This is a genomic window from Pseudomonas sp. 10S4 (assembly GCF_034344865.1).
Lineage (GTDB): Bacteria > Pseudomonadota > Gammaproteobacteria > Pseudomonadales > Pseudomonadaceae > Aquipseudomonas.
Map to the genome: position 1 here is coordinate 1627484 of NZ_CP133774.1, position 22666 is coordinate 1650149.

General features: G+C 59.9%; 15 protein-coding genes and 5 pseudogenes. 6 read left to right on the forward strand and 14 right to left on the reverse strand.

Annotation, left to right across the window (positions count from 1 at the left end; genetic code table 11):
- Positions 1-43 precede the first annotated feature (43 nt).
- On the reverse strand, positions 44-421 hold the full coding sequence (locus RHM58_RS07690; protein WP_201199077.1) for a hypothetical protein: 378 nt from the start codon (positions 419-421) through the stop codon (positions 44-46).
- Positions 422-572: 151 nt separating this feature from the next.
- On the opposite strand from RHM58_RS07690, the pseudogene phoB reads away from it, so the two are divergent.
- The 3 genes and pseudogenes from phoB to RHM58_RS07705 all read left to right on the forward strand — a co-directional run bounded on the left by phoB (position 573) and on the right by RHM58_RS07705 (position 4085).
- Positions 573-1261: pseudogene (gene phoB, locus RHM58_RS07695) on the forward strand (phosphate regulon transcriptional regulator PhoB).
- Positions 1262-1335: 74 nt separating this feature from the next.
- Positions 1336-2622, forward strand: coding sequence for a phosphate regulon sensor histidine kinase PhoR (gene phoR, locus RHM58_RS07700; RefSeq protein ID WP_207200056.1), 1287 nt, complete (start codon positions 1336-1338; stop codon positions 2620-2622).
- Between the two features lie 123 nt (positions 2623-2745).
- A pseudogene (locus RHM58_RS07705) lies at positions 2746-4085 on the forward strand (hemolysin family protein).
- 196 nt (positions 4086-4281) lie between these two features.
- Here RHM58_RS07705 and RHM58_RS07710 read toward each other — a convergent pair.
- The 8 genes and pseudogenes from RHM58_RS07710 to RHM58_RS07745 all read right to left on the reverse strand — a co-directional run bounded on the left by RHM58_RS07710 (position 4282) and on the right by RHM58_RS07745 (position 15071).
- The gene (locus RHM58_RS07710) at positions 4282-5178 is read right to left on the reverse strand and encodes a peptidoglycan DD-metalloendopeptidase family protein (RefSeq protein ID WP_201199080.1); all 897 of its coding nucleotides are present in this window, start codon (positions 5176-5178) and stop codon (positions 4282-4284) included.
- 210 nt (positions 5179-5388) lie between these two features.
- Positions 5389-6342, reverse strand: a complete 954-nt coding sequence (locus RHM58_RS07715) for a response regulator (RefSeq protein WP_201199082.1) — start codon at positions 6340-6342, stop codon at positions 5389-5391.
- Between the two features lie 164 nt (positions 6343-6506).
- A complete protein-coding gene (phoU, locus tag RHM58_RS07720) occupies positions 6507-7268 on the reverse strand; it encodes a phosphate signaling complex protein PhoU (RefSeq protein ID WP_008150055.1) in 762 nt (253 codons plus the stop codon).
- Between the two features lie 71 nt (positions 7269-7339).
- Positions 7340-8186: pseudogene (pstB, locus tag RHM58_RS07725) on the reverse strand (phosphate ABC transporter ATP-binding protein PstB).
- A gap of 142 nt (positions 8187-8328) precedes the next feature.
- Complete coding sequence (gene pstA, locus RHM58_RS07730) at positions 8329-9999, reverse strand: phosphate ABC transporter permease PstA (RefSeq protein WP_201199083.1); 1671 nt, start codon at positions 9997-9999, stop codon at positions 8329-8331.
- Positions 10000-10014: 15 nt separating this feature from the next.
- Positions 10015-12297: an ABC transporter permease subunit gene (locus RHM58_RS07735; protein ID WP_201199085.1), complete on the reverse strand. Its 2283-nt coding sequence runs from the start codon at positions 12295-12297 to the stop codon at positions 10015-10017.
- 232 nt (positions 12298-12529) lie between these two features.
- Positions 12530-13530 (reverse strand): annotated as a pseudogene (locus tag RHM58_RS07740) (phosphate ABC transporter substrate-binding protein PstS).
- Positions 13531-13772: 242 nt separating this feature from the next.
- Positions 13773-15071 carry an MFS transporter gene (locus tag RHM58_RS07745; protein ID WP_201199087.1) on the reverse strand — a complete coding sequence of 433 codons (1299 nt, stop codon included), beginning with the start codon at positions 15069-15071 and terminating at the stop codon, positions 13773-13775.
- 364 nt (positions 15072-15435) lie between these two features.
- On the opposite strand from RHM58_RS07745, the gene RHM58_RS07750 reads away from it, so the two are divergent.
- On the forward strand, positions 15436-15840 hold the full coding sequence (locus RHM58_RS07750) for an acyl-CoA thioesterase (protein WP_007896491.1): 405 nt from the start codon (positions 15436-15438) through the stop codon (positions 15838-15840).
- A 57-nt stretch (positions 15841-15897) separates the two neighbouring features.
- Positions 15898-16797 (forward strand): D-hexose-6-phosphate mutarotase, encoded by a 900-nt coding sequence (locus tag RHM58_RS07755; RefSeq protein ID WP_201199089.1) that lies wholly within the window; start codon positions 15898-15900, stop codon positions 16795-16797.
- An 82-nt stretch (positions 16798-16879) separates the two neighbouring features.
- Here the strand turns inward: RHM58_RS07755 and RHM58_RS07760 are convergent, their stop codons facing one another.
- The 5 genes from RHM58_RS07760 to RHM58_RS07780 all read right to left on the reverse strand — a co-directional run bounded on the left by RHM58_RS07760 (position 16880) and on the right by RHM58_RS07780 (position 20677).
- Entirely contained in the window at positions 16880-17416 is a 537-nt protein-coding gene (locus RHM58_RS07760; RefSeq protein ID WP_201199091.1) for a DUF3299 domain-containing protein, read from the reverse strand.
- A gap of 88 nt (positions 17417-17504) precedes the next feature.
- Positions 17505-17750 carry a GlsB/YeaQ/YmgE family stress response membrane protein gene (locus RHM58_RS07765; RefSeq protein WP_201199093.1) on the reverse strand — a complete coding sequence of 82 codons (246 nt, stop codon included), beginning with the start codon at positions 17748-17750 and terminating at the stop codon, positions 17505-17507.
- Between the two features lie 119 nt (positions 17751-17869).
- Positions 17870-18952, reverse strand: a complete 1083-nt coding sequence (locus RHM58_RS07770) for a 5-(carboxyamino)imidazole ribonucleotide synthase (protein ID WP_322270010.1) — start codon at positions 18950-18952, stop codon at positions 17870-17872.
- Between the two features lie 11 nt (positions 18953-18963).
- Positions 18964-19455: a 5-(carboxyamino)imidazole ribonucleotide mutase gene (purE, locus tag RHM58_RS07775; protein ID WP_019694319.1), complete on the reverse strand. Its 492-nt coding sequence runs from the start codon at positions 19453-19455 to the stop codon at positions 18964-18966.
- A gap of 304 nt (positions 19456-19759) precedes the next feature.
- Complete coding sequence (locus RHM58_RS07780) at positions 19760-20677, reverse strand: LysR substrate-binding domain-containing protein (RefSeq protein ID WP_322270012.1); 918 nt, start codon at positions 20675-20677, stop codon at positions 19760-19762.
- A 180-nt stretch (positions 20678-20857) separates the two neighbouring features.
- On the opposite strand from RHM58_RS07780, the pseudogene aspA reads away from it, so the two are divergent.
- A pseudogene (gene aspA / locus RHM58_RS07785) lies at positions 20858-22281 on the forward strand (aspartate ammonia-lyase).
- The last annotated feature ends 385 nt before the right edge of the window (positions 22282-22666 follow it).

A 22666-nucleotide genomic window follows, 5' to 3' on the forward strand; every position in this document is an offset into this window, starting at 1 on the left:
CGGAGGCTGCGATCTTTTAGCAGTTCAAATCAATGTACACAGATCAATGCTTCGGCATGTGCCACATATCTTTGAAGCCTTCGCCCATCTTGTCACCCGGCTTTTTATCCTTCATGAAGGTGTACAGCGGTTTGCCGTCATAAGCCCACTGCATCATGCCGTCATCGCGCTTGATCGGCGCGAATTTGCCTTCGGCCTTGGCGTCTGCAGGGGCCATCATTGGTGGCCACATCTTCATGCAATCACCGTTGCACATCGATTTGCCGCCCATGTCCTTGTCGAACGTATAAACCGTCATGCCTTTATGATCGGTCATCATCCCGTCTTTCATCATCACCGGGTCGGCGGCGAACGCCATTGACGGCAAAGCCAGGGCAGCGGCCAACATCAGGGCCTTGAAGGAGAACGTGTATTGAGTCATGGAAACCTTCTCTTGTGGTTGTCAGGATTCGGACTTAGAGCTTAGCCCAGGTTCATGACAATCGCAGAGCGACTAAAATACTGTCACACGACTGCAATAATTCCGTTATCTAATGCGGCGCAAGACAGTTAAATGACAAGAGGATTAAGGCATGGTTGGCAGGAGCATTCTGATCGTCGACGACGAAGCGCCCATTCGCGAAATGATCGCCGTTGCGTTGGAAATGGCCGGCTATGACTGCCTGGAGGCTGAGAACTCCCAACAGGCCCACGCCATCATCGTCGACCGCAAGCCGGACCTGATCCTGCTCGACTGGATGCTGCCCGGCACCTCCGGCATCGAGCTGGCCCGACGCCTCAAGCGCGATGAGCTGACCGGGGACATCCCGATCATCATGCTCACCGCCAAGGGCGAAGAGGACAACAAGATCCAGGGCCTGGAAGTCGGCGCTGACGACTACATCACCAAACCGTTTTCCCCCGTGAGCTGGTGGCGCGCCTCAAAGCCGTGCTGCGCCGCGCCGGCCCGACCGATGGCGAAGCGCCAATCGAAGTCGGCGGCCTGCTGCTGGACCCGATCAGCCACCGCGTGACCATCGACGGCAAACCCGCCGAGATGGGCCCGACCGAATACCGTTTGCTGCAATTCTTCATGACTCACCAGGAACGCGCCTACACCCGTGGCCAGTTGCTGGATCAGGTCTGGGGCGGCAATGTCTATGTTGAAGAGCGCACCGTTGACGTGCACATCCGGCGCCTGCGCAAAGCCCTCGGCGATGCCTACGAAAATCTGGTACAAACCGTGCGCGGCACCGGCTACCGGTTTTCCACCAAGGCCTGAGCTGACCGCCCGGCTCGCTGACAAGGACGCATGTTTCCGTGAACCAAAACTGGCATGGCACCCTGATTCGCCACATGCTGTTGCTGGTCACCGCCTGCCTGGTGATCGGCTTGATTACCGGCTACTACGGCTGGAGCCTCGCGGCGGGCCTGGGTCTTTACCTGGCCTGGACGCTCAAGCAGCTATCGCGCCTGCACGAATGGCTGCGCCTACATAAACCCGATGAAGCACCGCCCGATGGCTATGGCTTGTGGGGCGAAGTGTTCGACAGCATTTATCACCTGCAACGCCGCGACCAACGAGTGCGCGGGCGCCTGCAAGCGGTGATCGACCGGGTCCAGGAGTCCACCGCCGCGCTCAAAGACGCGGTGATCATGCTCGACAGCGACGGCAACCTGGAATGGTGGAACCGCGCCGCCGAGACCCTGCTCGGCCTCAAGACTCCGCAAGACAGCGGCCAACCGGTGACCAATCTGGTGCGCCATCCGCGCTTCAAGGAATACTTCGAGCAGGACAGCTACGCCGAGCCGCTGGAAATCCCTTCGCCGATTAATGATCGCCTACGCATTCAGCTGTACATCACTCGCTACGGCAACAACGAACACTTAATGCTGGTACGCGACGTCACGCGCATCCATCAGCTGGAGCAGATGCGCAAAGACTTCATCGCCAACGTTTCCCACGAGCTGCGCACGCCGCTGACGGTGATCTGCGGCTATCTGGAAACCCTGCTCGACAACGTCGAGGACGTGAACCCGCGCTGGACCCGCGCCTTGCAGCAGATGCAACAGCAAGGTGGGCGCATGCAGACCTTGCTCAACGACCTGCTGCTACTGGCCAAACTGGAAGCCACCGATTACCCGTCGGACAACCAGCCGGTGCCCATCGACGGCTTGCTGAAATCGATCAAGAGCGATGCTCAACAGTTGTCCGCGCAAAAGAATCAGCGCATCACCCTGGAAGCCGACCCGACGATCCTGCTCAAGGGCAGCGAAGCCGAATTGCGCAGTGCGTTCTCCAACCTGGTGTTCAACGCGGTGAAATACACCCCGGCCGAAGGCAATATCCGCATTCGCTGGTGGGGCGATGAACAAGGCGCGCACCTGAGCGTGCAGGATTCCGGGATCGGCATCGACAGCAAACACCTGCCGCGCCTGACCGAGCGCTTCTACCGCGTCGATTCCAGCCGCAACTCCAACACCGGGGGCACCGGCCTTGGGCTGGCGATCGTCAAACACGTACTGCTGCGCCATCGTGCGCGGATGGAAATCAGCAGCGTGCCGGGGCATGGCAGCACCTTTACCTGCCATTTCGCGCCGGCCCAGGTGACCAAAACCCGGGTTATCAGCGCGGCCGACTAGTACCGGCCAGCACTCGCCACTAGTCAATCCACATGTCAGCCGCTACATTGGCTGTCTTGTGCCTGCCCTTCAGGCACCGTATTTCCCCCTTATTTGAATACACGGAAACCGCAAAACTCCATCATGGACCCATCCCCTGGCTTGACCCTCGCGACACTCTTCGCCGATTTCGGCATGATTCTTTTTGCTCTGATCCTGGTTTTGCTCAACGGATTTTTCGTTGCGGCGGAATTTGCCATGGTCAAACTGCGCTCGACCCGGGTCGAGTCCATCGCTGAAAAAACGGCTGGCGCGGACACATCCTGCGCACCGTGCACAGTCAGCTCGATGCGTACCTCTCGGCCTGCCAGTTGGGTATCACCCTCGCCTCCCTGGGCCTGGGTTGGGTCGGCGAGCCGGCTTTCGCACACATCCTCGAACCGATGCTCGGTGCCGTCGGCGTGCAATCGCCGGAAGTGATCAAAGGCGTGTCGTTCTTTGCCGCGTTCTTCGTCATTTCGTACCTGCACATCGTGGTCGGTGAGCTGGCGCCCAAGTCGTGGGCCATTCGCAAACCGGAGCTGCTGTCGCTCTGGACCGCCGTGCCGCTGTACCTGTTCTACTGGGCGATGTACCCGGCCATTTACCTGCTAAATGCCAGCGCCAACACGATCCTGCGAATCGCCGGCCAGGGTGAACCCGGCCCGCATCACGAGCACCATTACAGCCGTGAAGAACTGAAACTGATCCTGCACTCCAGCCGTGGCCAGGACCCGAGCGACCAAGGCATGCGTGTTTTGGCGTCGGCCGTGGAAATGGGCGAACTGGAAGTGGTGGACTGGGCCAACTCCCGGGAAGACCTGGTGACGCTGGAGTTCAACGCGCCGCTCAAGGAAATCCTCGCGCTGTTCCGTCGCCACAAGTTCAGCCGTTACCCGGTGTACGACAGCGACCGTCAGGAGTTCGTCGGCCTGCTGCACATCAAGGATCTACTGCTGGAATTGGCCGCTCTGGACCACATTCCCGAGTCGTTCAACCTGGCGGAGCTGACCCGCCCGCTGGAGCGCATTTCGCGGCACATGCCGCTGTCGCAATTGCTGGAACAGTTCCGCAAGGGCGGCTCGCACTTCGCCGTGGTCGAAGAAGCCGACGGCAACATCATCGGCTACCTGACCATGGAAGACGTGCTGGAAGTGTTGGTGGGCGACATTCAGGACGAACACCGCAAGGCCGAACGCGGGATCCTCGCGTATCAGCCGGGTAAGCTGCTGGTACGCGGCGATACGCCGCTGTTCAAGGTTGAACGCCTGCTGGGCATCGACCTGGACCACATCGAAGCCGAAACCCTCGCCGGGCTGGTCTACGAAACCCTGAAACGGGTGCCGGAAGAGGAAGAAGTGCTGGAAGTCGAAGGGCTGCGGATCATCATCAAGAAGATGAAAGGACCGAAGATCATTTTGGCCAAGGTGTTGATGCTGGATTGATTGCAACACCGTTGGCGGGCGGGCTCTTGTGGCGAGGGAGCTTGCTCCCGCTGGGCTGCGAAGCGGCCCCTAAACCCCGCAGCCGCATAGATCCTGACACACCGCATTCATAGGCTTTGGGACGGCTTCGCCATCCAACGGGGGCAAGCCCCCTCGCCACAGCAAGCCCCCTCGCCACAATTTATCTACCTCGCGCTCACTGCTTGCCCAACGCAAAGTTGGGCAACGCGCCTACCGGTTGATTGAACTGGTACGGTATCGACACCAACCCCAAACCGGTATTGCGCTGCACCACAAAATGCAGGTGCGGCCCGCTGCTGTTGCCGGTGTTGCCCGATAGCGCCAACGCACTGCCGACCACCACCCGCTGACCTTCGCGCACGCTCACCGAGCCTTGCTTGAGGTGCAGGTACACGCCCATGGTCCCGTCATCGTGCAACACCCGTACGAAATTACCTGACGGATCATTGCCACGGCCGTTCTGGTCATTCTCGGTTTTCACCACCATGCCGGCTCGCGCCGCAATGATCGGCGTGCCTTCAGGCATGGCGATGTCCAAGGCGTAGCGGTTCTTGGCGCCAAAGTGGCTGTATTGGCCATTGGCGCCCTGGCTCAAGCGAAACGGACCACCGAGCCACGGGAAGGGATAACGATAGCTCTGAGCGGCGCCTGAAGGGTCGCCCATGGAGTATTGGAAGCTCGGGGTATACACCAGCGGCTTGCCGCCGGTAATCGCCGTCAGCAGCGCCAGCCGCGAGTTACTGCGCGCCGGCAAAACCCGGCGTATCGGCTGGCTCGGCGCCCCCTTGACGTTACTCAACCCGGCAAAGCTCAGCTCGACCTCCACCGGCGCATACAAGTCGTTGCGCACAAACACCACATCCACGCCCTTCTGCTTCTTGATGTCGAGGTACACCTGACGCTCAAGGTGCTCGACCATCCGGTCCCGAAAGACGAATACCTGAGAGCCTTTCGTGGGTTGGTCGCTGTAGGAGACCACGCCATTGGCATCGGTGGATTTGTAAATGGTCATGGCCACAGCCGAGGTGGAGGCCATGAAAAGACCACAGAAAAACAGCAGGCGCGCGAGCATTGGCAAGAGTCTGTCGAGGAAGGCCTGGGGAGGAGCCTAGCAGGTGCAATGGACCTGGGTAGTCGGCAGATGTTTCAAAATGGGGGACTTCAGGAAAGAGGTGTGGTGAATTTGATGGCCCCTTCGCGAGCAAGCCCGCTCCCACATTGGAATGCATTTCAAATGTGGGAGCTAGCTTGCTCGCGATAGCGGACTGGCAGGCGACGAAGATTACGCGCCGGGAACGAAATGCTTCTGCGCCGTACCACGGGCAATCAGGCGGGAGATGTAGTCGAGCTTCTGTGCATCCTGATCGACAAAGCGAAAGGTCAGTTGCAGCCAGTCGCTGTCAGGTTTTTGCTCGTGGGCAACGATGGCGTGCAGGTAACCATTGAGGCGCGCGGTTTCGGCGTTGTCGCCCTGCTCCATGTCGAGCACAGCGCTTTCGAGGACTTGCGGCAGAATGTCGGCGCGCTTGACCACCAGCAGTGCTTCCTTGAGGCTCAAGGCTTTGATCACGCACGGCTGGGTGCCGCTCGACAGGCGCAACTGGCCCTGGCCACGACCGCCGCTATTGGTTGCCGCAGCAACCGGTGCCTTGACCGGCGGACTGTTGAGCAAACCACGGGACGGCGCAGCTGCAGGTGTCGGTGCGGCAACGGCGACAGGCTTGGCGAACGGATTGACCGGGGCGGCCGATGGCGCTGCCACAGCGGCTTTGCCGCCGGTCAATGCGCTCAGGGAGTCGTTGCCGAATGCCGAGTTCATTTTGGTCGGGGCGCTGTTCATCAAGGTATCGAGCTTGCCGACCTTGTTCAGGGCCTGCTTGACCTTGGTCAGCAGTTGCTCGTTGGTGAACGGCTTGCTGACGTAACCGGATACGCCGGCCTGAATCGCCTGGACCACGTTCTCTTTGTCGCCACGGCTGGTCACCATCACGAACGGCATGGTCTTGAGGTTGTCTTGCTCGCGGCACCATGTCAGCAGTTCCAGGCCAGACATTTCCGGCATTTCCCAGTCGCACAGCACCAGGTCGAACGCTTCTTTGGCCAGCATCGCCTGGGCCTTTTTACCGTTGACGGCGTCTTCAGTCCGGATACCCGGGAAGTAGTTGCGCAGGCACTTTTTTACCAGGTCACGAATGAACGACGCATCGTCCACGACCAACACACTGATCTTGCTCATCCAACACCCCTATAAAAATCCCGGCAAGCATAACGCTGGCTGATGGCACATTGCCAAAACTCTTCAGTCACGCCGGGACTTTTCGTTCGCGGGTGCTGCGTTTTAATTCGACCTCACAAACAAAAACGCCCGACCAAAAGGCCGGGCGTTTTACTCAGGCAATCTTACTTATCGTCAGCTTTGCCCGGAACATTAGCGGTTTCACCACTTGTGCCTTCAACTTCTTCTTTCATCCGTTTGAGGCCCAGGTGACGCACGTCGGTGCCGCGCACCAGGTAAATCACCAGCTCAGAGATATTGCGCGCGTGGTCGCCGATCCGTTCCAGGGAACGCAGCACCCAAATGATGCTCAAGACCCGCGAGATAGAGCGTGGGTCTTCCATCATGTAGGTTGCGAGTTCACGCAGGGCGGTCTTGTATTCGCGGTCGATGATCTTGTCGTACTGGGCCACCGACAACGCCAGGTCAGCGTCGAAGCGAGCAAAGGCGTCTAGCGCATCGCGAACCATGTTGCGCACCTGGTCGCCGATATGGCGTACCTCGACGTAACCGCGCGGGGCCTCGCCTTCTTCGCACAACTGGATGGCGCGACGGGCGATCTTGGTCGCTTCGTCACCGATGCGCTCCAGGTCAATCACCGACTTGGAGATGCTGATGATCAAACGCAAGTCGGACGCTGCCGGCTGACGACGGGCCAGAATGCGCAGGCACTCTTCGTCGATGTTGCGTTCCATCTGGTTGATCTGGTCATCAATCTCGCGCACCTGCTGAGCCAGGCCGGAGTCGGCCTCGATCAGCGCGGTCACCGCGTCGTTGACTTGCTTCTCCACCAGCCCGCCCATGGCCAGGAGGTGGCTGCGCACTTCCTCAAGCTCGGCGTTGAACTGCGCGGAAATGTGGTGGGTAAGGCCTTCTTTACTAATCATGTTGGCGTCCTTGGAGCGTCCGGTAAGGTGCGGTGGACCGCAGCGTCAGTTCAGTGAACAACCACAGCTTCCTAGCCGTAGCGACCGGTGATGTAGTCTTCGGTCTGCTTCTTCGCCGGATTGGTGAACAGGGTGTCGGTGTCGCCAAATTCCACCAGTTTGCCCATGTACATGAACGCCGTGTAGTCGGAAACCCGCGCGGCCTGTTGCATGTTGTGGGTCACGATGACGATGGTGAACTTCGATTTCAGTTCGTAGATCAGCTCTTCGACTTTCAAGGTGGAGATCGGGTCGAGGGCCGAGCACGGTTCGTCCATCAAGAGGATGCGCGGGGTCACCGCGAGCGACCGCGCGATGCACAGACGCTGCTGCTGCCCTCCGGAGAGTCCGGAACCGGGCGCGCGCAACCGGTCGCGCACCTCCTTCCAGAGCCCGGCCTTGGTCAGGCAGCTCTCGACGAGGAAGTCTTTCTCATCGTTGGAGGCACGCTTGCCGGTGAGGGTGAGCCCGGCGATGACGTTGTCGTAGATCGACATGGCCGGGAACGGGTTGGGCTTCTGGAACACCATGCCGATGCGTCTTGACGCGGCGTCGACGACGTCTTGCGTTCGGGGTCGGTAGATGTCCTCACCGTCGAGGAGGACTTCACCGGCGAGGCTCGCGGACGGCCACGAGCTCGTGCATCCGGTTCAGGATGCGCAGGAACGTGGACTTGCCGCAGCCGGACGGGCCGATGAAGGCCGTCACACGCTGTTTCGGGATGTTCATGCTGACGTCGTACAACGCTTGTTTGTCGCCGTAGAACAGGCTCAGGCCCGGCACTTCGATGGCCACGGTTTCCTGTTCGAGACTCAGGCTCTGCTTATCGCGGCCCAGGGCCGACATGTTGATGCCGTGAGTATGTGTTTCGTGCTGCATGGGAGGCTCCCTGTGCTAACAAATTCGGTTCGGTTTTTGTGGGAGCGAGCTTGCTCGCGATGGCATCACTGCGGTTTCAACTTAAACCGCGTCGCCTGCATCGCGAGCAAGCTCGCTCCCACATAGAAATCAGTGCTGCAAATCAGCTATCCAGCGCTTTGTATTTTTCGCGCAGGTGGTTTCGAATCCACACGGCCGACAAGTTCAACGTGGCGATCACTAGCACCAGCAACAGCGCCGTGGCGTACACCAATGGCCGTGCGGCTTCGACGTTCGGGCTCTGGAAGCCGACGTCATAAATATGGAAGCCCAAGTGCATGATCTTCTGGTCAAGGTGCAGGTACGGGTAGTTGCCGTCCACCGGCAGCGACGGCGCCAGTTTCACCACACCCACCAGCATCAGCGGCGCCACTTCACCAGCGGCACGCGCCACAGCGAGGATCATGCCGGTCATCATCGCCGGGCTGGCCATCGGCAGCACGATCTTCCACAAGGTTTCAGCCTTGGTCGCGCCGAGGGCCAACGAGCCCTCACGCACGGTGCGAGGAATCCGCGCCAGGCCTTCTTCGGTGGCCACGATCACCACCGGCACAGCCAGCAGCGCCAGGGTCAGCGAGGCCCAAAGCAGACCCGGCGTACCGAAGGTCGGCGCCGGCAAGGCTTCGGGGAAGAAGATCCGGTCCACCGAGCCACCGAGTACGTAGACGAAGAAACCCAGACCGAACACACCGTAAACAATCGCCGGAACACCTGCCAGGTTGTTCACCGCGATGCGGATAATCCGCGTCAGGGTGTTCTGCTTGGCGTATTCACGCAGGTAAACCGCTGCCAGTACGCCGAACGGAGTCACGATCATCGCCATGATCAACGTCATCATCACGGTGCCGAAAATCGCCGGGAAGATCCCGCCTTCAGTGTTTGCTTCACGCGGGTCGTCGCTGAGGAATTCCCAGACCTTGCCGAAGTAGAAACTGACCTTGGTGAAGGTGCTCATGGCGTTCGGCTGATAGGCGTGAACCACCTTGCCAATGCCGATTTCGAGCTCTTTGCCGTTGGCGTCGCGAGCGGTCAGGCTGTCACGGTTGAACTGGGCGTGCAGGTCGGACAGGCGTGCTTCGATGTCTTGATAACGGGCGTTCAGTTCAGCCTTTTCAGCGTCCATGTCGGCTTGAGCGGTGGCGTCGAGTTTACCGGCCAGTTCCAGTTTGCGACCGTGCAGACGGATGCGTTCCAGACCGGCGTTGATCGCGCCGATGTCGGATTTCTCAAGGCTCTTGAGCTGTGCTGCGAGCTTGTTGACGCGGTCCACACGGGCCTGTAACTCCGGCCAGGCAGCTTCGCCCTCGGCGATGACCTTGCCGTCCTGCTTGACGTTAACGAGGTAGCCGTAGAAGTTGCCCCACTCGCGACGCTCGATGGTCATCAACTCTCGCGGCGTCGTCTGGTTGGTCAGCCACTCGCCGACGATCCAGGTGAAGTCGTTGCCGTTCAAGTCACGGTTGCCGACCTTGATCAGCTCGCGGGTCATGAATTCCGGCCCAACATCGGGCACCGGCAGGCCAGCGGTTTTCAAGCGCTCACGCGGCACTTCTTCTTTCTGCACCACTTCGCCGATGACCAGGTGATTGGCCTGGCCCGGTACGTCGTAGTTGGCGTGGATCAGGTCTGCCGGCCAAAAATGGCCCAGACCGCGCACGGCAATCACTGCCAGCAAGCCAATGGTCATGATGACCGCGATGGACACCGCGCCACCGCTGATCCAGACGCCGGGGGCGCCGCTCTTGAACCATCCATTCAGGGAGTTCTGTTTCACAGACTTCTACCTTTCTTAAAGCGACGAGTATTTCTTGCGCAGACGCTGACGAATCAGTTCCGCGAGGGTGTTCATGACGAAGGTGAACAACAGCAGCACCAGCGCCGAGAGGAACAGCACGCGGTAGTGGCTGCCGCCGACTTCCGACTCCGGCATTTCCACCGCAACGTTGGCCGCCAGAGTCCGCAAGCCTTCGAACAGGTTCATTTCCATGACCGGGGTGTTACCGGTGGCCATCAGCACGATCATCGTTTCACCGACCGCACGGCCCATGCCGATCATCAGCGCCGAGAAGATGCCCGGGCTGGCGGTGAGGATCACCACACGAGTCATGGTCTGCCACGGCGTGGCGCCGAGGGCCAGGGAACCGAGGGTCAGACCGCGCGGCACGCTGAACACGGCGTCTTCGGCGATGGAGTAGATGTTCGGGATCACCGCAAAGCCCATGGCCAGACCGACCACCAGTGCGTTGCGCTGGTCGTAGGTGATGCCCAGGTCATGGGAGATCCACATGCGCATGTCGCCGCCGAAGAACCAGGTTTCCATGTACGGGCTCATGTACAGCGACAACCAGCCCACAAACAGGATCACCGGGATCAGGATCGCGCTTTCCCAGCCGTCCGGCACTTTCAGGCGGATCGACTCAGGCAGGCGGCTGAAGACGAAACCGGCCACCAGGATGCCAATTGGCACCAGCATCAGCAGGCTGAAAATGCCCGGCAAATGTCCTTCTACATAAGGTGCGAGGAACAGGCCGGCGAAGAAGCCGAGGATCACCGTCGGCATTGCTTCCATCAGCTCGATCACCGGTTTGACCTTGCGGCGCAGGCTCGGCGCCATGAAGTAGGCGGTGTAGATCGCCGCGGCGACGGCCAGTGGCGCGGCCAGCAGCATGGCGTAGAACGCGGCCTTGAGCGTACCGAAGGTCAGTGGCGCCAAGCTCATCTTGGGTTCGAAATCGGTGTTGGCGGCGGTCGATTGCCAGACGTATTTAGGCTCGTCGTAGTTCTCGTACCAGACCTTGCTCCACAACGCGCTCCAGGAAACTTCCGGGTGTGGGTTGTCGAGCAGCAGCGGTTGAATCTTGCCACCCGCTTCGACGATCACGCGGTTAGCCCGTGGCGACAGCCCGAAAATGCCTTGGCCGTCGACCACCTGGTCTACCAGCAAGGTACGGTGGGCGGTGCTGTGGAACACGCCGAGCTTGCCGGAAGCGTCGAGAGCGACGAAACCTTTGCGACGCTCTTCGGCGCTGATTTCAACGATCGGCGTGGTGCCCATCTGGAAGGTGCGGATCTGCTTCAGGCGCAGTTCGCCATCCGTGTCGCGGGCCATGAACCACTGGGCCAGGCCACCTTTGGAGTCGCCCATGATCAGCGAGATACCGCCCACCAATTGGGTACTGGCGGTGATTTGCGCTTCGCCGTCTTCAAGCAGTTTGTAGCGACCGTTGAGGCTCTTGTCGCGCAGGCTGAACACGTCGGCCTGGGCCCGACCGTTGATCACGTACAACCATTGCTGACGCGGGTCGACGAAGATGTTCTTCACCGGCTCGGTCATCTGCGGCAGATCAATGCGCTTCTGCTCGTTGGTGACTTCGCCGGTCATCATGTTTTCTTCGCTGGTCAGCGACAGCACATTGAGTTGCGAACCGGTGGAGCCGACCAGCATCAGTGTGGTGTCGGTGGCGTTGAGGCTGACGTGCTCCAGGGCACCGCCCGCTTCATTCAACGCAATCGGCGTCTCGCCGTACGGGTACTCGACAGCCGGCGAGATGGTTTTCTTGCCGTCCGGGTAGCTGACTTTATAGGTGTGACGGAACACCAGCGCCTGGCCGTTGGACAACCCTACCGCCACCAAAGGATGGCCCGGTTGGTCTTCGCCGATGGCGGTCACAGTAGTGCCGGCCGGGATCGGCAGATCGACGCGCTTGAGTTCGGCGCCACTGTCGATATCGAAGAACAATGCCTGGCCCTTGTCGGAAACCCGCATGGCGACCTGGTTCTGCTCTTCCAGGGAGATCATCAACGGCTTGCCGGCGTCTTGCATCCAGGCTGGCGTGATGGCGTCCTTGGCGGTCAGGCTGGCCCCCTGGAACAGCGGCGCAACCACGTAGGCAAGGAAGAAGAAGATCAGCGTGATCGCACCGAGAACAGCGAGGCCGCCGATGAGAACGTACCAGCGGGTCAGGCGATCTTTGAGCGCGCGAATGCGGCGCTTGCGTTTCAACTCAGGCGTATTGAAGTCAATTCGCTTGGGGGGATTGGTAGTCATGGGGGAATTGGCCAGATCATTCATGCGCACACCCTAGCGATCCTGTATGACAGAAAGATGACAATGCAGTGACGCAACAAATCCGCCGCCGGTGGGAACTGGCAGAGGATCGAAAAATTGGGGGCGTAGGAGCTGCCGAGGAGACCGAGGCTGCGATCTTTTGATCTGGCTTTATAACTGCAAGATCAAAAGATCGCAGCCTCGGTTCCCTCGTCAGCTCCTACACAGGTCCGGGGCGTGCCCTGAACCTAGGGTGTTACTTCTTTGCGACTTCGGCGCCGCCTTCAGCCAGACCCAGGTCAGCCAGTGCTTTTGCAGCAACTTTGGCCGGCAGTGGGATGTAGCCGTCTTTCACTACAACTTCCTGGCCCTGTTTGGACAGAACCAGTTTCACGAACTCGGCTTCCAGCGGGGCCAGAGGCTTGTTCGGGGCTTTGTTGACGTAAACGTAGAGGAAACGCGACAGCGGGTATTTGCCGTTCAGTGCGTTTTCTTCGCTGTCTTCGATGAACTCAGTGCTGCCTTTCTTCGACAGAGCAACAGTTTTCACGCTAGCGGTTTTGTAGCCGATGCCCGAGTAACCGATGCCGTTCAGCGAAGAGCTGATCGACTGCACGACCGAAGCCGAGCCTGGTTGTTCGTTGACGTTTGGCTTGTAGTCGCCTTTGCACAGGGCTTCTTCTTTGAAGTAGCCGTAGGTGCCGGATACCGAGTTACGACCGAACAGTTGAACCGGCTTGTTGGCCAGGTCACCGGTCACACCCAGGTCGCCCCAGGTTTTGACTTCGGATTTAGCGCCGCACAGACGAGTGGACGAGAAAATCGCGTCGACTTGTTCCATGGTCAGGTGCTGGATCGGGTTGTCTTTGTGCACGAACACCGCCAGGGCGTCCACGGCAACCGGGATAGCGGTTGGCTTGTAGCCGTACTTCTGCTCGAAGGCAGCCAGTTCGGTGTCCTTCATTTTGCGGCTCATCGGGCCCAGGTTAGAGGTGCCTTCAGTCAACGCAGGTGGCGCGGTGGCGGAGCCAGCGGCCTGAATCTGGATGTTTACGTTCGGGTATTCTTTTTGTAGTTCTCAGCCCACAGGGTCATGAGATTGGCCAGGGTATCGGAGCCGACGCTGGACAGGTTGCCCGACACACCAGTGGTCTTGGTGTAGCTCGGGATCGACGGGTCAACAGCGGCGAACGCGTTGGCGGTCGCAACGCCAGCAGCGACAAAAGTCATTGCCGCCATCAAACGCTTCAGTTTCATGCCTTACTCCTAGCAGATAGGGTGTGTTAAGTCGGGGCCAAGTATCAGCAGGCCGTGTGAACACTCTATGGCTGAAATATGACAATTGGATGAAAGGCCAGCATTCGGCGTGTTGCAGGATAATTCGTGTCGCCTTCATCGCGAGCAAGCTCGCTCCCCCAAGGCTCTGCGGCGAACACAGATCCTATGTGGGAGCGAGCTTGCTCGCGATGAGGCCAGTACAGTCGGCGCAAGAAGCCGCCTTAACGCCCCTTCTTCCAAAGATAAGCACCCACCAAAATCCCGACTCCACAAATGATCGCCACATAATAAGCAGGCCCCATCGGGCTTTCCTTAAGCAGCAATGTCACGATCATCGGGGTCAACCCGCCGAAAATCGCGTAGGCCAGGTTGTAGGAGAACGACAGCCCGCTGAAACGCACCACCGCCGGGAAGGCTTTGACCATCACATACGGCACCGCGCCGATGGTGCCGACCAGCAGACCGGTCACGGCGTACATCGGGAACAGCCATTCAGGGTGGTTGAACAGGCTGTGGTAGAAGGTCCACGAACTCAGCAACAACAATGCGCTGCCGAACACAAACACCCGGCCCGCGCCGAAGCGATCCGCCAGCGCGCCGGACGCTACGCAACCCAGGCTCAGGAACACGATTGCCAGGCTGTTGGCCTGCAACGCAATGGTCGGGGTGAAGTGGTAAACGGTCTGCAGCACGGTCGGAGTCATCAGGATGACGACGATGATGCCGGCCGACAGCAGCCAGGTCAGCAGCATGGAAATCAGAATCGCGCCACGATGGTCACGCAGCACCGCGCGCAGCGGCACTTCTTCGGCCAGGGCCTTGCGCAGTTGCAGCTCGGCGAACACTGGGGTTTCGTGCAACCAGCGACGCAGGTAAACCGAGAACAGGCCGAACACACCGCCCAGTAGGAACGGAATCCGCCAGGCGTAATCCGCCACTTCCACCGGGGTGTAAATGCTGTTGATCGCCGTGGCCACCAACGAACCCAACAAGATACCGGCCGTCAGACCGCTGGTCAGGGTGCCGCAGGCGTAGCCGATGTGCCGCTGCGGCACGTGTTCGGAAACGAATACCCAAGCGCCGGGCACCTCACCGCCAATCGCTGCGCCCTGGATCACTCGCATCACCAGCAACAGGATCGGCGCCCACATGCCGATCTGCGCGTACGTTGGCAGTAAACCCATGATCAGGGTTGGCACGGCCATCATGAAAATGCTCAGGGTGAACATCTTCTTGCGTCCCAGCAGGTCGCCGAAGTGCGCCATGACAATGCCGCCCAATGGACGCGCCAGGTAGCCGGCGGCGAAAATGCCGAAGGTCTGCATCAGCCGTAGCCACTCGGGCATGTCGGCCGGGAAGAACAGCTTGCCAACCACCGCGGCGAAGAACACGAAGATAATGAAGTCGTAGAACTCCAACGCGCCGCCCAGGGCAGACAGCGACAAAGTCTTGTAATCGTTGCGGGTCAACGGACGTGCGGACTGGGTTGGCTGCGCAGTGCTCGAGGGCGCTGTGGTCATGGCAAGGGCTTCTCTTATAGTCGGATCTGCAACCCCAACAACGCTGGCGGAGGCTTGGGCAGGTTCGGCACGATAGCAAATTGTTCGAAAAAGCACATAGAGGTGCTTATTTGACGGTCAAAATGAGAACCCGACGGTCGTCTCGGAGTCTACCGACCGATATACTCGCAACCTTGCACCTGCTTGTAAGGGGTTGCTGTGCGAAAACGTCGTTGGCACCTGTCAGCCGATTTCGCAGAGTTTCCCTTTAGGCGCCTTACGAAAAACGTGACGAACGTAGTATGTTCGGGCTGAATCGTTTTTCCCGAAGACGGCTATTCACCTGAAGTACCAATGAGAGTCACGGGTCAGAGGCACCCCCGGCATGATAGAGCTCGAACAAGAAGATCCAATCCCGCAAGGCGACCTCGCCCTGCAAATCACCGCGCTCCCGCGTGAAACCAACGGCTTTGGCGATATTTTCGGCGGCTGGCTGGTGGCGCAGATGGATTTGGCTGGCACCGCAATGGCCAGCAAAGTCGCCGGTGGCCGCGTGGCGACCGTTGCAATCGACCGCATGGCATTTCTGGTTCCGGTGGCGGTGGGCGCTCAGCTCTCCTTCTATACCCAGGCCCTGGAAATCGGCCGCAGCTCGATCCAGATGATGGTCGAGGTCTGGAGCGACGACCCGCTGTCCAGTGAGTGGCGTAAAGTGACTGAAGCCGTATTCGTATTCGTCGCCATCGACGGCAGCGGCCGCACTCGCTCGGTTCCACCACGCGCGCGTTAAACGCGCAGACCGTTTTGCGGTCCATAGCCGTCATTGTTCCTGATTGAGAGTTGCCCCATGAGCACGCCCAACGTTGAAGCCGTCAAACTGGATGAACTGAACTGCTGGCGTATTCGCCACGGTCAGGCCGAATTGCTGGTGGCCCAGCAAGGCGCGCACATCCTCAGTTATCAGTTGGCCGGGCAACCGCCGCTGATCTGGCTCAACGACGAGGCCGTGTTCAAGACCGGTAAAAGCATCCGCGCCGGCGTGCCGGTGTGTTGGCCGTGGTTCGGCAACTTTGATCGCAACCCGCAAAGTGTCAAGACAATGCGCGTCAGCAATGAACCGGCCGGCGCCCATGGTTTTGTCAGGGCGATGGATTGGGAACTGGGCGGCATCGAAGCTGAGGGTGAAAGCCTGAAGGTCGAATTCGTCCTGCCCTACCCCGAAGGTGGTTTTGCGGGCTGGCCGCATCAGGTGGATTTGACGTTGAGCATTCGTCTGGATGAGCAACTGCACATCAGCCTGACCAGCCACAACCGCGGCGCTGAATCCGTGTCGATCAGCCAGGCGTTGCACAGCTACTTCGCCGTCAGCGACGTGCGCAACGTGCATGTTGAGGGGCTGGAAGGCTTGAGCTATATCGATACGACTAAAGACTGGACCACGACCACTCAGGCCGGCGATCTGGTTTTCACCGGCGAGACTGACCGTATCTACCTCAATACCCCGGCTAAGCTGAGCATTGTCGATCCGACCTGGGAACGCCGCATCGAGCTGACCAGCAGTGGTTCACGCTCGACAGTGATCTGGAACCCGTGGATTGATCGCGCAGCAGCGTTCAGTGACATGGCCGACGATGGCTGGCAGCGCATGCTGTGCATCGAGACGGCGAATGTGATGGACGATGTGGTGACCTTGGCGGCGGGTGCGAGTCATACCCTGGGCGTCAGCATCGGCAGCAAGCCGCTTTAAAAGCTTCGCGGGCAAGCCTCGCTCCTACGGATCACACGGACCTGTAGGAGCGAGGCTTGCCGGCGAATCGATCTAACAAACGCTACAAATCCGACTCTTTAACCGCCCGCACCTTCGCCGCATCCAGCGCATACGCCGCGTCAGCCAGGTCGTTATTGACCTTCTCGACCTTCAACGTGCCGGTGACCCACAGCGGCGTGTAGATGTCGTCCAGCTTCAAGCCTTTGGGATAACGCACCAGCACCAACTGGTTTGGTGGCGGTGGCGGCACGTGGATGCAGGCGCCCGGGTACGGCACCAGGAAAAACAGCGTGCTGCGGCCCTTGGCGTCGGTTTCCAGCGGCACCGGATAACCACCGATGCGGATGTTCTTGTCGTTCATCGACGGCACGGTTTTGGTCGAGTACATCACCGCCGGCAAGCCCTTGCTCTGCTTCATGCCACCCTTTTGGGTAAAGGTGCCATTGCCTTCGGGGGAGTTGTGATCGATTTCGGGCATGTCCTCGAGGGCTTTCTGGTCCGACTTGGGCATCAGTTCCAGCCAGTCGGTTTCCGGCAGGTCGCCGGCATGGGCAAGGCCCGAGCCCAGGAATAATAGGGTCAACAAAAGACGGCGCATTGAAATGCTCGACAAAGGAAAGGATGGCGTAATAGCGAGCATTCTAGCCCTCTGCGCGTGCACCGAGCAGAGGGCTTTGTCGCTTGAATCAGCTCTTTTTGATCAAGCCGTAAATCACCAGCAAGATGATCGCACCCACCAGCGCGCCGATGAAGCCTGCGCCCTGACCCGCATGGTAAATGCCCAGAGCCTGGCCGCCGTAAGTAGCCGCCAGCGAACCGCCGATACCGAGCAGGATGGTCATGATCCAGCCCATGCTGTCATCGCCCGGCTTCAGGAACCGAGCCAACAGGCCGACGATCAAGCCGATAAAGATGGTTCCAATAATTCCCATGGCATTTCCCTCTGATTGATTTGGTGAGACAGGACACCTGGCACAAAGCCTAGTCAGACTTTGGCATCCTGCCATCAGAGAACGGCGGACACTGAAGGTTCCGCCGCTGCCACATGAAACTATTCGGCGATGAGCGCTTCGACCTTGAGGATCTGCGCCGCCAGCGTCTCACGGTCTGCACAACGCAGATTGGCGTGACCGACCTTGCGACCGACCTTGAATGCCTTGCCGTAGTGGTGCAGGTGGCAATCAGCAATGGCGATCACTTTCTCTACCGGCGGAACCACACCGATGAAGTTGAGCATCGCGCTCTCGCCGACCTTGGCCGTCGAACCCAGCGGCAAACCGGCAACGGCCCGCAGGTGGTTTTCGAACTGGCTGCACTCGGCGCCTTCAGTGGTCCAGTGCCCGGAGTTGTGCACACGCGGGGCGATTTCGTTGGCCTTGAGACCACCGTCGACTTCAAAGAACTCGAACGCCATCACGCCGACGTATTCCAGCTGCTTGAGCACACGGCTGGAGTAATCCTCAGCCAAGGCTTGCAGCGGGTGATCGGTGCTGGCTACGGACAACTTGAGAATGCCGCTGTCGTGGGTGTTGTGAACCAGTGGATAAAACTTCGTTTCACCATCGCGAGCACGCACGGCGATCAGCGAGACTTCACCGGTGAACGGCACGAAGCCTTCCAGCAGGCAGGCGACGCTGCCGAGTTCGGCGAAGGTGCCGACCACGTCTTGCGGTTTGCGCAGGACTTTCTGACCCTTGCCGTCGTAACCCAGGGTGCGGGTTTTCAACACGGCCGGCAGACCGATCGAAGCCACGGCAGCGTCCAGATCCGCTTGCGATTGAATGTCGGCGAACGCCGGGGTAGGAATCCCCAGGTCCTTGAACATGCTCTTCTCGAACCAGCGATCACGGGCAATGCGCAGGGCTTCGGCGCTCGGGTAGACCGGGACGAACTGCGACAGGAACGCCACGGTTTCGGCCGGGACGCTCTCGAACTCGAAGGTCACCAGATCGACTTCATCGGCCAGTTGACGCAAGTGGCCCTGATCGCCGTAATCGGCCCGCAGATGCTCGCCCAACGCGGCTGCGCAAGCATCAGGCGCCGGGTCCAGGAAAGCGAAGTTCATGCCCAGCGGAGTACCCGCCAGCGCCAACATGCGGCCCAACTGGCCGCCACCGATTACACCGATCTTCATCGTCAACAACCTCAGGCGATGCGTGGGTCTGGATTGTCCAGGACGCTGTCTGTCTGCTCAGCACGGAAAGTTTTCAGCACCGCGTGGAACTGCGGGTGCTTGGCGCCGAGGATGCTCGCCGACAACAAAGCGGCGTTGATCGCACCGGCCTTGCCGATGGCCAGGGTCGCAACCGGAATGCCCGCAGGCATCTGCACGATGGACAGCAGCGAATCGACACCCGAGAGCATCGACGACTGCACGGGCACGCCCAGCACCGGCAGATGGGTCTTGGCCGCACACATGCCTGGCAGGTGGGCCGCGCCACCGGCACCGGCGATGATCACCTCGATGCCACGCGCCTCGGCCTCTTCGGCGTACTGGAACAGCAGGTCCGGGGTGCGGTGGGCAGAGACCACTTTCACCTCGTAAGGAATGCCGAGCTTTTCCAGCATATCGGCGGTGTGGCTAAGGGTGGACCAATCGGACTTGGAGCCCATGATCACGCCAACCAGTGCACTCATCGTCGTGCCTCTTCTCTCTGGGCGCCCGCAGGCGCGTCAAAAACAACAAGCCACGCAGAAATGCGTGGCTTGATTGTACGAAAAATGGCCGGACGAACCGGCCGAAGGCCGCGCAGTATACCTCAATGAAGCAGATAAACAGCCCCCGAGACGACCATCTGTCATACGGCGCAAAGTGCCGGTTTTATTGACTCGAAGGTCAGTGAAAAAGCTGCCATCACACGCTGCTCTTGTAGGAGCCAGGCTTGCCGGCGAAGGCGATCTCACGGACGCCTTCGCCGGCAAGCCTGGCTCCTACAAAACATCATTGACCGGTTGTGCCCTGCGCTGCGCCGCCTTCAAGCTTACGCCACAACAACCGCACGTTCGCCTTACGCACCAGCGCGCAGCGGTACAGGCGAATCTCCAGCGGTACATGCCATTGCGGGCCGCCGCACACCACCAGCTCACCGCGCGCCAGTTCTGCGCGCACACACAGCTGCGGCACCCAGGCAATGCCCAGTCCTTCCAGCGCCATGCTTTTCAGGCTGTCGGCCATGGCGGTCTCATAGATAGTGGTAAAGCGCAGGGCGCGCTGGCGCAGCAACATGTTCACCGAGCGCCCGAGAAACGCACCGGCGCTATACGCCAGTAACGGCACGCTGGCCTCGCCCTCCAGATCAAACAGCGGATTGCCTTCGGTCTCCGCCGCGCACACCGGCAGCATTTCAGTCTGGCCAAGGTGCAGGGACGGGAAGATCTCCGGATCCATCTGCATCGCCGCGTCCGGGTCGTAGAACGCCAGCATCAGGTCGCAGCCACCTTCACGAAGCGCGTGCACGGCGTCGCCGACGTTGGTCGCCACCAGGCGCGTGGCAATGTTCAGGCCTTCATTACGCAACTGCGCGATCCAGCGCGGAAAGAAACCCAGCGCCAGCGAGTGAGCCGCCGCCACCTGCATCACTTCGCCCTGCCCGCCTTCCAGGTGATGGAGATGGCGCAGCACTTCGCCGAGCTGCTCGACCACCGTCCGCGCGGTAACCAGAAACAACTGCCCCGCCGCCGTCAGCTCGACTGGTGTGCGCGAGCGGTTGACCAATTGCAGCCCCAGCGCGGCCTCAAGGCTGCGGATTCGCCGGCTAAATGCAGGCTGGGTCACGAAGCGTCGCTCGGCAGCCTGGGAGAAACTGCGGGTCGCGGCCAGGGCACTAAAGTCCTCCAGCCATTTGCTTTCCAGATTCATCACGCCCTCCCGGACACGCACCAACTTAGGTCACACGCTCGCCGCACACGCGACGTCACATGGGTATTATGCCGAATGTGCATAGGCTAGTGCTTAACAGCATTGGCCCAAAATTCTTCACAAGCCTAGCATTTGCAGCGTTCCGGCACAGACCGGGTCCATATCGAGATGATTTCTATCATGTCCTCCGCTGCATCTTTCCGCACAGAAAAAGACCTGCTTGGCGTACTCGAAGTACCCGCTCAAGCGTATTACGGCATCCAGACCCTGCGAGCGGTGAACAACTTCCGTCTCTCCGGCGTCCCGATTTCGCACTACCCGAAGCTGGTTGTCGGCCTGGCCATGGTTAAACAGGCCGCCGCTGACGCCAACCGCGAGCTGGGTCATCTGAGCGAAGCCAAGCACGCTGCCATCAGCGAAGCCTGTGCACGTTTGATCCGCGGCGATTTCCACGAAGAGTTCGTGGTAGACATGATTCAAGGCGGCGCTGGCACTTCGACCAACATGAATGCCAACGAAGTCATCGCCAACATCGCGCTGGAGGCCATGGGTCACCAGAAGGGCGAATACCAATACCTGCACCCGAACAACGACGTGAACATGGCGCAGTCGACCAACGACGCCTACCCGACGGCGATCCGTCTGGGCCTGTTGTTGGGTCACGACGCGCTGCTGGCCAGCCTCGACAGCCTGATCCAGTCGTTCGCCGCCAAGGGTGTAGAGTTCAACCACGTCCTGAAAATGGGCCGTACCCAGCTGCAAGACGCCGTGCCGATGACCCTCGGCCAAGAATTCCGCGCCTTCGCCACTACCTTGAGCGAAGACCTGGCACGCCTGAAGACTCTGGCTCCTGAGCTGCTGACCGAAGTAAACCTGGGCGGCACAGCGATCGGTACCGGCATCAACGCCGACCCGCGTTACCAGCACCTGGCTGTTCAGCGCCTGGCCCTGATCAGCGGTCAACCGCTGGTGCCAGCCGCCGACCTGATCGAAGCCACCTCTGACATGGGCGCCTTCGTGCTGTTCTCCGGCATGCTCAAGCGCACTGCGGTCAAGCTGTCGAAGATCTGCAACGACCTGCGCTGCTGTCCAGCGGCCCACGTACCGGCATTAACGAAATCAACCTGCCAGCGCGTCAGCCAGGCAGCTCGATCATGCCAGGCAAGGTCAACCCGGTTATTCCGGAAGCGGTTAACCAGGTAGCGTTCCAGATCATCGGTAACGACCTGGCCCTGACCATCGCGGCCGAAGGCGGCCAACTGCAACTGAACGTGATGGAGCCGCTGATCGCGTTCAAGATCTTCGACTCGATCCGTCTGCTGCAACGCGCCATGGACATGCTGCGCGAACACTGCATCGTCGGCATCACCGCCAACGAAGAGCGCTGCCGCGAACTGGTCGAACACTCGATCGGCCTGGTCACCGCACTGAACCCGTACATCGGCTATGAAAACGCCACCCGCATCGCCCGTATCGCCCTCGAAAGCGGCCGCGGCGTGCTGGAACTGGTGCGCGAAGAAGGCTTGCTCGACGACGAAATGCTCGCCGACATCCTGCGCCCTGAAAACATGATTGCTCCGCGTCTGGTCCCGCTTAAGGCTTGATCGAACGCCCGGCTCTTGCTCTCTTAACGAAGAGCATGGAGCCATGCTCACCAGGTCGAGGGACTAGACACCTCTCACCTTTTGAGGGCTTGGGGATTTATCTCCAAGCCCTTTTTTTAACTCTTTGGCAGCAACAGACAGAATGCCTGGAAGCTGAAAAATGTGGGAGCGGGCTTGCTCGCGAAAGCGGTTGGTCAGGCACATCGATGCAAGATGTGCCGCCATCTTCGCGAGCCGGCTCGCTCCCACATGAAACAGTTTTCACATAAGCCCGACGCCGGTAACGTCGGGTGTTTCAAAGCTTCGTTTCGTCGCTTGCACCACAATCGTGCAGACGGGCACCGCACTGATAGGTATAGTGCCGCCCCTCTTCGCGTGAGCGGTC

What these genes read in the sequence shown, in the direction of transcription:
- RHM58_RS07690 (WP_201199077.1), bottom strand. Translation starts at nt 421, where the DNA reads ATGACTCAATACACGTTCTCCTTCAAGGCCCTGATGTTGGCCGCTGCC.
- phoR (WP_207200056.1), top strand. Translation starts at nt 1,336, where the DNA reads ATGCTGTTGCTGGTCACCGCCTGCCTGGTGATCGGCTTGATTACCGGC.
- RHM58_RS07710 (WP_201199080.1), bottom strand. Translation starts at nt 5,178, where the DNA reads ATGCTCGCGCGCCTGCTGTTTTTCTGTGGTCTTTTCATGGCCTCCACC.
- RHM58_RS07715 (WP_201199082.1), bottom strand. Translation starts at nt 6,342, where the DNA reads ATGAGCAAGATCAGTGTGTTGGTCGTGGACGATGCGTCGTTCATTCGT.
- phoU (WP_008150055.1), bottom strand. Translation starts at nt 7,268, where the DNA reads ATGATTAGTAAAGAAGGCCTTACCCACCACATTTCCGCGCAGTTCAAC.
- RHM58_RS07735 (WP_201199085.1), bottom strand. Translation starts at nt 12,297, where the DNA reads ATGAATGATCTGGCCAATTCCCCCATGACTACCAATCCCCCCAAGCGA.
- RHM58_RS07745 (WP_201199087.1), bottom strand. Translation starts at nt 15,071, where the DNA reads ATGACCACAGCGCCCTCGAGCACTGCGCAGCCAACCCAGTCCGCACGT.
- RHM58_RS07750 (WP_007896491.1), top strand. Translation starts at nt 15,436, where the DNA reads ATGATAGAGCTCGAACAAGAAGATCCAATCCCGCAAGGCGACCTCGCC.
- RHM58_RS07755 (WP_201199089.1), top strand. Translation starts at nt 15,898, where the DNA reads ATGAGCACGCCCAACGTTGAAGCCGTCAAACTGGATGAACTGAACTGC.
- RHM58_RS07760 (WP_201199091.1), bottom strand. Translation starts at nt 17,416, where the DNA reads ATGCGCCGTCTTTTGTTGACCCTATTATTCCTGGGCTCGGGCCTTGCC.
- RHM58_RS07765 (WP_201199093.1), bottom strand. Translation starts at nt 17,750, where the DNA reads ATGGGAATTATTGGAACCATCTTTATCGGCTTGATCGTCGGCCTGTTG.
- RHM58_RS07770 (WP_322270010.1), bottom strand. Translation starts at nt 18,952, where the DNA reads ATGAAGATCGGTGTAATCGGTGGCGGCCAGTTGGGCCGCATGTTGGCG.
- purE (WP_019694319.1), bottom strand. Translation starts at nt 19,455, where the DNA reads ATGAGTGCACTGGTTGGCGTGATCATGGGCTCCAAGTCCGATTGGTCC.
- RHM58_RS07780 (WP_322270012.1), bottom strand. Translation starts at nt 20,677, where the DNA reads ATGAATCTGGAAAGCAAATGGCTGGAGGACTTTAGTGCCCTGGCCGCG.